Raw genomic sequence first — 9,294 nt, 5'->3', positions numbered from 1 at the left:
CCACCCAGGGCGAGCGCGCCGAGCAGGGCGGTGGTCCAGCTCCCGGCGCGCTCGCCCTGGGTGGCGGATACTTCCTCCTCTTCCTGATCAACCCCTCCGGCATGGGCTTCGGCGATGTGAAGCTGGCGCTCGGCATGGGCGCCGCCGTCGGCTGGTACGGCTGGCCGGCGGTCCTGCTGGGCACGTTCGCCGCGTTCGTGCTCGGTGCGCTGTACGGCGGTGCGCTGGTCGTCCTGCGGCGGGCGGGGCGCGGAACGGCGATCGCGTTCGGGCCGTTCCTGCTCGTGGGAACCTTGATCGGGGTGCTGTCGGGTGCGGGCGCGGCCTGACGTCGGGGCGGTGAAATCGCTGGCGTACGCTGGTCCGGAGTCCGTCCACAACCCCTGACGAAAGGGACGCCCCGGTGACCGAGAAGGCCGACTTCCAGTCTGTGCTCGACCGTGCTGCCGAGGGTGGGCGGATCACCCCGGAGGAGGCGCTGGACCTCTACCGGGACGCGCCGCTGCACGCGCTGGGCGCCGCCGCCGACGCGGCCCGCCGTCGGCGGTACGCGGGTGTCGAGCACATCGCGACGTACATCATCGAGCGGAACATCAACTACACGAACGTGTGCGTCACGGCGTGCAAGTTCTGCGCCTTCTACGCCCCGCCGAAGAGCGACAAGGGCTGGACCCGCGACCTGGACGACATCCTGCGCCGGTGCGCGGAGACGGTCGAGCTGGGCGGCACGCAGATCATGTTCCAGGGCGGCCACCACCCGGACTACGGGGTGGAGTACTACGAGAAGCACTTCTCCGCCATCAAGAAGGAGTTCCCGCAGCTCGTCATCCACAGCCTGGGGGCGAGCGAGGTCGAGCACATGGCGCGGATCTCGAAGGTCAGCGTCGAGGAGGCGATCCAGCGCATCCACGCCGCCGGGCTGGACTCCTTCGCGGGCGCCGGCGCGGAGCTGCTGCCGGAGCGTCCCCGCAAGGCGATCGCCCCGCTGAAGGAGAGCGGCGAGCGCTGGCTGGAGATCATGGAGACCGCCCACAACCTGGGCGTGGAGTCCACGTCGACGATGCTGATGGGCACCGGTGAGACCAACGCCGAGCGCATCGAGCACCTGCGGATGATCCGGGACGTGCAGGACCGCACGGGCGGCTTCCGCGCCTTCATCCCGTACCTCTACCAGCCGCAGAACAACCACCTGAAGGGCCGCACGCAGGCGACCATCTTCGAGTACCTGCGGATGATCGCGATCGCCCGGCTCTTCCTCGACAACGTCGCCCACATCCAGGGCTCCTGGCTGACCACGGGCAAGGACGCCGGCCAGCTGACCCTGCACTACGGCGCCGACGACCTCGGCTCGATCATGCTGGAGGAGAACGTCGTCTCGGCGGCCGGTGCCAAGCACCGCTCCAACCTGATGGAGATGATCGAGATGATCCGGGGCGCCGACCGGGTCCCGGCCCAGCGCAGCACGACGTACGAGCACCTGCTCGTCCACGACGACCCGGCGAACGACCCCGTCGACGACCGGGTGGTCTCGCACATCTCGTCGACCGCGATCGAGGGCGGCACGGCTCACCCCGAGCTGAAGATCCTCGCCTCCAACTGAGCCGGACGGTCCGGGAGGCCGAAGTGCTGACCCTTCACGTCGCCGAGGCCTCGCCGGAGGCCGCCGTCCTGGTCGACGGCGCGCACGTCGCCGCCGTCGGCCCGTACGAGGAGCTGGCCGCGGCCCGTCCGCAGGCCAGGGTGCGGCGCTGGCCGGGCATCCTCACGCCCGGGCTGCTCAACCCGTACGGGCCGGAGCTGCTGGAGCGGACGTACCACCCGGACCCGCGCGAGGCCGACCGGCTGGGCACGGAGCCGATCGGCGGGGAGCGCGCGCAGGCCCTGTTCCGCGCTGATCCGGCCCGCCGGGGCGCCAGCGCGCGGCGCGGTGTGCAGCGGCTGCTCGCGCACGGCACCGTCGCGATCGCGGGGGAGCTGCGGGAGCGGGCCGCGCTGGACGCGGTGCGGCGCGCCGGGCTCGCCGTCGGGCAGCGCCCGCCGTCGCTGCCGGGGCCGCCGTCCCTCTCCCCGGTCCCGCTGATCCTGCTGCCGCCGCTCGTCGCGGGCGGCCCCGCGCGGTTCGCCGTGTTCGACGTGCCCGACCGGGCGGCCCTGGTCCGGCTGGGGGCCGGCACCTGTGTGGCCACGGTCGTCGCGGGGCGGCTGGTGCACCGCCGCCGGTAGGCACGTCCGCAGGCACATTCGTCCAGCGCCCCGCATCCGGTCACCCCGGGTGCGGGGCGCTTTCGCATGTCCGCCGCTGCACGGATATTGACGGGCCGCTCCGCGAGACCTTAGCGTCCGCCCCATCCCTAATGTTTCGGACTGGACTTCGAAACTTTCGAAGACGCGCTCTTCGAGACGACGGAATGAGGCTCCCTCATGAGATCCATCCGCTCTGCCGGCCTGGCCCTCGCCGCCGCCGCACTGGCGCTCCCGCTCACCACCGGCACGGCCACGGCCGAGCCGTCGGGCGACCGGCACGCCGGCCCCCAACGGGGCGCACCGCACTCCAACGCCGCCTTCGACCGGCTGCGTTCCGCGGCCCCCGAGGGCTTCTACGTGGGCACCGCCGTGGCGGGCGGCGGCCACCACCTGTCGCAGCCCTACCCGGACCCGTTCACCTCGGACAAGGAGTACCGGCGGATCCTGGCCCGCCAGTTCAGCTCCGTCTCCCCCGAGAACCAGATGAAGTGGGACTTCATCCACCCCGAGCGGGGCCGCTACGACTTCGGCGCGGCCGACGCGATCGTCGACTTCGCCGAGCGCAACCGCCAGGTCGTGCGCGGCCACACCCTGCTGTGGCACAGCCAGAACCCCGAGTGGCTGGAGCAGGGCGACTTCTCGAAGGAGGAACTGCGCGCGATCCTGCGGGAGCACATCACCACCGTCGTCGGCCGCTACGCCGGGCGGATCCAGCAGTGGGACGTCGCCAACGAGATCTTCGACGAGCAGGGCAGGCTGCGCACCCAGGACAACATCTGGATCCGCGAACTGGGGCCGGGCATCGTCGCCGACGCCTTCCGCTGGGCGCACGCGGCCGATCCCGGGGCGAAGCTGTTCTTCAACGACTACAACGTGGAGAGCGTCAACGCGAAGAGCGACGCCTATCACGCCCTCGTTCAGGACCTGCTCAAGCAGGGCGTGCCGGTGCACGGCTTCTCCGTGCAGGCCCACCTGAGCACCCGGTACGGCTTCCCGGGCGACCTGGAGAGCAATCTGCGGCGGTTCGACGCACTCGGCCTGGAGACGGCCGTCACCGAGCTGGACGTCCGCATGGACGTGCCGGAGGGCGGCCGGCCCACCGCGGCGCAGGAGCGCACACAGGCCGACTACTACCGGCGGGCGCTGTCCGCCTGCCTGGCGGTCGACGGCTGTGACTCCTTCACCATCTGGGGCTTCACCGACAAGTACTCGTGGGTGCCGGTGTTCTTCGAGGGCGAGGGCTTCGCGAACGTCATGACCGGCGACTTCGTCCGCAAGCCCGCCTTCTGGGCGCTGCGGGACACCCTGAAGGCGGCCCGGCGGGGCTGAGCCGCCCCCGGGCCCGCCCGGCATGAGACGCTGGTGCCGCTCGATTGGTCTGTACCTGTCATCCCGTACGTACCCGCCATCCCGGGTACGCCATGAGGAGGTCCGGTTCCATGCGCGGCACCACCGTCCCGCCGGGGACACCCTGTCTCACGCCCCGTACCGGCGAACCGCCCCTGCACCGGCTGGAAGTGGCCGGCCCAGGGGCCGTCCCCTTCGCGGCGGGGGACTTCGACTCCCTGGGGCCGTACGCCCGCTGGGACCGGCCGCACCGGCACACCTTCTACGAGATCGTCCACGTGACCGCCGGCACCGGCACCCACGTCGTCGACCTCACCCGCCGGCCGCTCGCGCCGCAGCAGCTGGCCGTGATCGCGCCGGGCCAGGTGCACCACTGGGAGGACGGGCACGCCCTCGACGGCACCCTCGTGCTGTTCACCGAGGACTTCCTCGTGGACCACCCCGGCGACCGCGAGCTGCTGCGCCGGCTCGCCGAGCGCGGCTGGTACCGGCCGCCGCCGGGGGAGGGCGAGCGGATCGGCGCGCTCATGACCGAGCTGGTCGGGGAGTACGAGCAGCGGGGCCCGGGGTACGAGGGCGTGCTGCGGGCACTGCTGCACGTACTCGCCGTCCGGGTGGCCCGGCTCCCGGACGCGCCCGCGCCCGGCGTCCCGGCCGAGGGCCGCGGGGCCGCCGTCGCCCAGGCGTTCGTCCGGCTGATCGCCCGCCCCGAGGCGGTCACCTGGACGGTCCGGGAGTGCGCGGAACGGCTCGGCGTCACCCCCGGCCACCTCACCCACGCCGTACGGTCCGCCACCGGCCGCAGCCCGGGACGGCTGCTGATCGAGGCCCGCACCTGCCGGGCCCAACGGCTCCTCGCGCACACCGAGTTGTCCGTACGCCAGGTCGCCGCCCGCACCGGCTTCACCGACCCCGCCTACTTCAGCCGCTTCTTCCGCCGTGAGACCGGGCAGAGCCCCGTCGGCTTCCGAAAACACCACAGTCGCGCACACCAGTCCCTCGAAGCTCCCCCGGCGCCCGCCTAGGTTCGGTGCCGTTCAGCTCGGTGCCGTTCCGACAGCCCCCACAAGGAGCAGCCATGGACCACACGACGAACGAGACACCCGACCCGGCCGGGAAGCCTCGCGAGGAGCACCCTCCTCTCGTCCGCCGCAAGACGGTGCTGCGCGCCGCGCTCGCCGCGACGGTCGCCGTCCCCGCGGCCCTGGCCGGCGCCCCCGCACTGGCCCGCACCCTCACCGCCGGGACCGGGACACCCCCGCTCACCCCGCCCTGCGACGACGGTGACGACCCCACCCCGCCGCAGACCGAGGGCCCGTACTTCAAACCGAACTCGCCGCGGCGCACCAGCCTGCTGGAGACCGGCCTGCCCGGCACCCGGCTCACCGTGAGCGGGTACGTCTTCGGCCTCGCCTGCCGGCCGATCGCCGGCGCCCTGCTGGACTTCTGGCAGGCCGACGCGGGCGGCGCCTACGACAACACGGGGTTCCGGCTGCGCGGCCACCAGTTCACCGGCGCCGACGGCGCGTTCACCCTCACCACGATCGTCCCCGGCCTCTACCCGGGCCGCACCCGGCACATCCATGTGAAGGTGCAGGCCCCCAACCGGCCCGTGCTCACCACACAGCTGTACTTCCCGAACGAGCCCCGCAACAACACCGACACCATCTTCGACCCGCGGCTGCTGATGACCGTGCGCGACGCGGGCGGCGCCAAGGAGGCGGCGTTCGACTTCGTCCTCGCCGTCCCGCAGGAGCCGGGCCCGGGCCCCACCCCGCCCCCGGGCGGCACCTGGGCCGTCGGCACCGCCTACCGGGCCGGGGACCGGGTGACGTACGCGGGCCGCGGCTACCTCTGCCTGCAGGCGCACACCGCGCAGCCCGGCTGGGAACCGCCGTCCGCACCGGCCCTGTGGCGGGCGGCCTGAGGCGCTGAGGGGGGGGCGGGGCGGCGTTCTCCCACGACGCGCTCAGCCGGAGAACGCCGCCCCGAACGCCCCGTTCGTATGCACCGCGCGCGGTCACGGTCCACCTGGGGCACGAGACCGCGCTGATCCTCGCCTACCGCTGATCTACCGGTGCCGGGAGGTGCCCGCCTTCGCGGCCCGCCTGCCGCTGGACAGCCAGTGGTTCCCGTTCGGTGTGGCCTGAGCGCCGATCGCGGGCCTCGTGCCGGCGTGCGGGTGGGCGGAGGACGTGGCGGCGTGCGGGCGGGTGGAGGACGTGGCGGCGAAACGCCCACCGCGGCCACTGCCCTCCGGCCCGGCTGCAACAATGAGGACGTGACCCGCGCATCCCTGGACAAGCAGCCGCACGAAGTCGCCTCGATGTTCGACGACGTGGCGGAACGGTACGACCTCACCAACGACGTGCTGTCCCTGGGCCAGGCCCGGGCGTGGCGCAAGGAAGTCGCCAAGGCCGTCGACGCCCGGCCCGCGCAGAAGGTGCTGGACCTGGCCGCCGGCACGGCGACGTCGTCCCTGCCGTTCGCCCGCACCGGCGCCTATGTCGTCCCCTGCGACTTCTCCCTCGGCATGCTCCAGGTCGGCAAGCGCAGGCACCCGTGGCTGCCGCTGACCGCGGGGGACGGCACCCGGCTGCCGTTCAAGGACGACGTCTTCGACGCCGTCACCATCTCCTTCGGGCTGCGCAACATCCAGGACACCGACGCCGCGCTGCGCGAGCTGTACCGGGTGACGCGGCCCGGCGGACGGGTCGTGATCTGCGAGTTCTCCCACCCGACCTGGGCGCTCTTCCGGACCGTCTACACCGAGTACCTGATGCGCGCGCTGCCGCCGGTGGCCCGCGCGGTGTCCTCCAACCCGGAGGCGTACGTCTATCTCGCCGAGTCCATCCGCGCCTGGCCCGACCAGGCCGGCCTGGCCGACCGGCTGAAGGGGGCCGGCTGGTCGCGGGTGGCGTGGCGGAACCTCACCGGCGGCGTGGTGGCACTGCACCGGGGCTTCAAGGAGAGCTGAACGAGACCGTCGGCCCCCGCCGAGCGAGACCGTCGGCCCCGCTGAGGGGGCCGTCACCACGGCTCGGCAGGGCCGTCACCCCCGGCCGAGCGGGCTCATCACCCGGGGTTCCTCCGGAGTGAGCAGCTCCCGGCGCATCCCGCCGCGCGGCGGATCGGGCAGGCGCGGCTCGCGCACACCCGAGCCTCCGCCGCCCTCGCCGGGGTCGAACCAGACGGTGACGACGGCTCCGCGCGGGATCTCGGCCCCGGGCGGCGGGTACTGCCGTACGACGTGGTCGACCACCGTGCGGGAGAAGTCGGGCCGGTCGGGCGCGGCGAGCAGCACCCCCCGTGCCCGGGCCGCCTCGCGTGCGTCCACGGCCATGAGGCCGACGAGTCGCGGCACGCGCACTTCGGGCGTATTGGGTGGTATGCGCACAGTTGTCACCCCCAGCGGTACGGGAAGGGTAACCGCCCGGGGTGCCGTCCGGAAGCATCAGATGGCTTTCCGTAGCCGAGTATTACGCTGCGTCACAAGTCCAGTCGGTAGCAGTGCCCCTGCTGCTTCGACTCGGGCGTCGTGAAGGTCTCCACGAGACGCATCCCCAGTCGCCGCGTCACCGCGATCGAGCGGGTGTTGCGGGCGTTCACCATCGCCACCACGCTGGGCACGCCCGCCGCCCGCACCCGCTCCAGCGTCAGCCGGGCCGCCGCCGTCACATAACCCCGGCCCCAGTACTCCCGGCCCAGCCGCCAGCCGATCTCGATCTCCCCGGCCGGACCCCACTCGCCCGGCCAGGGCTGGGCACCCGTGAAGCCGATGACCCGGTCGTCCTCGTCCAGCATCGTCCACAGACAGAAGCCCAGTTCGGCGTCGTGCTTGCGCTGGCGGGCCGTCAGCTCCTCGTAGACGGACAGCTCGGCGGACCGGCCGCCGTGGAACTCCATCACGTCCGGGTGGTCGAAGACCCGGTGCCAGGCGACGGCGTCCTCGTCGGTGGGGACACGCAGCCGTACCACGGGGAGCGTTCTGTTCACGGAGCAGCCCTTCAGCCGGTTGATCAATTCTGCTGAATAGACTGCCCATGTCCAGTGCCGGTCGGCACGCAGATTTCGAACTTGGGGAGATCCCGCCGTGACCGAGCCCCTCCTCTCCGACAACACCGCCGACGTCATCGTCGTGGGCGCGGGGCCCGCCGGCTCCACCACCGCCTACCACCTCGCCAAGGCCGGGCTCGACGTCCTGCTGCTGGAGAAGACCGAGTTCCCGCGCGAGAAGGTGTGCGGCGACGGGCTCACCCCGCGCGCGGTCAAACAGCTCGTCGCCATGGGCATCGACATCTCCGAAGAGGCCGGCTGGCTGCGCAACAAGGGCCTGCGCATCATCGGCGGCGGCGTCCGGCTCCAGCTGGACTGGCCGGATCTCGCCTCCTTCCCGGACTACGGCCTGGTCCGCAAGCGCGACGACTTCGACGAGCAGCTGGCCCGGCAGGCGCAGAAGGCGGGCGCGCGGCTCTACGAGCGCTGCAACGTCTCCGGCCCGGTCGTCGACGACCGCACCGGCCGCATCACCGGCGTCACCGCCAAGCTGGGCGAGGAGAAGCGCGAGGTCACCTTCCACGCGCCGCTCGTCGTCGCCGCCGACGGCAACTCCACCCGCCTCTCCCTGGCGATGGGCCTGCACCGCCGCGAGGACCGCCCGATGGGCGTCGCCGTCCGCACCTACTTCACCTCCCCGCGCCACGACGACGACTACCTGGAGTCCTGGCTGGAGCTGTGGGACCGCCGCGGCCCCGGCGAGGACCGGCTGCTGCCCGGCTACGGCTGGATCTTCGGCATGGGCGACGGCACGTCCAACGTCGGCCTCGGCGTCCTCAACACCTCCGACTCGTTCAAGGAGCTGGACTGGCGCGAGGTGCTGAAGGCGTGGTGCGCGTCCATGCCCGAGGACTGGGGCTACACCCCCGAGAACATGACCGGCCCGATCCGCGGCGCCGCCCTGCCGATGGCCTTCAACCGCCAGCCGCACTACACCAAGGGCCTGCTGCTGGTCGGCGACGCCGGCGGCCTCGTCAACCCGTTCAACGGCGAGGGCATCGCCTACGCCATGGAGTCCGGGCAGATCGCCGCCGACGTCATCGTCCAGGCGCACGCCCGGGCCACGCCCGCCCAGCGGGAGGTCGCCCTCCAGCGCTACCCGCGCGTCCTCAAGGACACCTACGGCGGCTACTACACCCTCGGCCGCGCCTTCGTGAAGCTCATCGGCAACCCGAAGGTCATGAAGATCGCGGCCCAGCGCGGTCTCACCCACCCGATGCTGATGAAGTTCACCCTGAAGCTGCTCGCCAACCTCACCGACCCGACGGGCGGCGACGCGATGGACCGCATCATCAACGGGCTCACGAAGGTGGCGCCGAAGGCCTGATCACGCCCGCGGCCGCCCTGCGCTCTCCGCGCGCCGGGCGGTCGCGGTCAGCACGAGCCCGGTCGCGGCGAGAGCGGCGCTGATCCAGGCGGCGGTGCGCTGGTCGCCGGTCGCCGCGGTGGCCGCCCCGGCCAGCAGGGGCCCGGCGACGGCGCCCGCGTTCAGCGCGGCGGTGGCGAACGAGCCGCCCAGCGCGGGCGCGTCGGAGGCGACCCGCAGCACCCGGTGCACCACCGCCGAGCCGACCCCGAAGGACAGCGCGCCCTGCACCGTCGCCAGCGCGAACAGCGGCACGGCGGCGGCCCCGGCCAGGGCGAGCG

The 9,294-nt window shown here is 72.8% G+C and carries 10 protein-coding genes and 1 pseudogene; 8 read left to right on the top strand and 3 right to left on the bottom strand.

Going from position 1 to position 9,294, the window contains the following annotated elements:
* From CCN42_RS29040 to CCN42_RS29010, 7 genes are all read left to right on the top strand, one after another.
* Positions 1-329 (top strand): prepilin peptidase (locus tag CCN42_RS29040; RefSeq protein ID WP_143662043.1); only part of this gene is annotated, 329 nt, incomplete at its 5' end.
* Between the two features lie 74 nt (positions 330-403).
* The gene (gene mqnC, locus CCN42_RS29035; RefSeq protein ID WP_086167827.1) at positions 404-1,600 is read left to right on the top strand and encodes a cyclic dehypoxanthinyl futalosine synthase; all 1,197 of its coding nucleotides are present in this window, start codon (positions 404-406) and stop codon (positions 1,598-1,600) included.
* 23 nt (positions 1,601-1,623) lie between these two features.
* A complete protein-coding gene (locus CCN42_RS29030; RefSeq protein WP_086167826.1) occupies positions 1,624-2,223 on the top strand; it encodes an imidazolonepropionase-like domain-containing protein in 600 nt (199 codons plus the stop codon).
* A gap of 198 nt (positions 2,224-2,421) precedes the next feature.
* Complete coding sequence (locus tag CCN42_RS29025; RefSeq protein WP_086740053.1) at positions 2,422-3,573, top strand: endo-1,4-beta-xylanase; 1,152 nt, start codon at positions 2,422-2,424, stop codon at positions 3,571-3,573.
* A gap of 110 nt (positions 3,574-3,683) precedes the next feature.
* A complete protein-coding gene (locus CCN42_RS29020; RefSeq protein WP_086740051.1) occupies positions 3,684-4,616 on the top strand; it encodes a helix-turn-helix domain-containing protein in 933 nt (310 codons plus the stop codon).
* A 53-nt stretch (positions 4,617-4,669) separates the two neighbouring features.
* Positions 4,670-5,518: a dioxygenase family protein gene (locus CCN42_RS29015; protein ID WP_086740049.1), complete on the top strand. Its 849-nt coding sequence runs from the start codon at positions 4,670-4,672 to the stop codon at positions 5,516-5,518.
* A gap of 354 nt (positions 5,519-5,872) precedes the next feature.
* A complete protein-coding gene (locus CCN42_RS29010; RefSeq protein ID WP_086740047.1) occupies positions 5,873-6,568 on the top strand; it encodes a demethylmenaquinone methyltransferase in 696 nt (231 codons plus the stop codon).
* A 75-nt stretch (positions 6,569-6,643) separates the two neighbouring features.
* Here the strand turns inward: CCN42_RS29010 and CCN42_RS29005 are convergent, their stop codons facing one another.
* Positions 6,644-6,988, bottom strand: a complete 345-nt coding sequence (locus tag CCN42_RS29005; RefSeq protein ID WP_086740045.1) for a PASTA domain-containing protein — start codon at positions 6,986-6,988, stop codon at positions 6,644-6,646.
* A 92-nt stretch (positions 6,989-7,080) separates the two neighbouring features.
* The gene (locus CCN42_RS29000; protein ID WP_086740055.1) at positions 7,081-7,587 is read right to left on the bottom strand and encodes a GNAT family N-acetyltransferase; all 507 of its coding nucleotides are present in this window, start codon (positions 7,585-7,587) and stop codon (positions 7,081-7,083) included.
* Between the two features lie 97 nt (positions 7,588-7,684).
* Between CCN42_RS29000 and CCN42_RS28995 the strand changes: the two genes are divergently transcribed.
* Positions 7,685-8,974 carry a geranylgeranyl reductase family protein gene (locus CCN42_RS28995; protein ID WP_086740043.1) on the top strand — a complete coding sequence of 430 codons (1,290 nt, stop codon included), beginning with the start codon at positions 7,685-7,687 and terminating at the stop codon, positions 8,972-8,974.
* On the opposite strand, the pseudogene CCN42_RS42765 reads toward CCN42_RS28995, so the two are convergent.
* Positions 8,975-9,294: pseudogene (locus CCN42_RS42765) on the bottom strand (Cmx/CmrA family chloramphenicol efflux MFS transporter); the annotation flags it as partial.

Origin of the sequence: Streptomyces glaucescens, assembly GCF_002154375.1 — a bacterium.
Lineage (GTDB): Bacteria > Actinomycetota > Actinomycetes > Streptomycetales > Streptomycetaceae > Streptomyces > Streptomyces glaucescens.
Note: the sequence above shows the minus strand (reverse complement) of the source record. Positions and strands in the feature narration are given on the sequence as shown.

What these genes read in the sequence shown, in the direction of transcription:
- CCN42_RS29015 (WP_086740049.1), top strand. Translation starts at nt 4,670, where the DNA reads ATGGACCACACGACGAACGAGACACCCGACCCGGCCGGGAAGCCTCGC.
- CCN42_RS29025 (WP_086740053.1), top strand. Translation starts at nt 2,422, where the DNA reads ATGAGATCCATCCGCTCTGCCGGCCTGGCCCTCGCCGCCGCCGCACTG.
- CCN42_RS29020 (WP_086740051.1), top strand. Translation starts at nt 3,684, where the DNA reads ATGCGCGGCACCACCGTCCCGCCGGGGACACCCTGTCTCACGCCCCGT.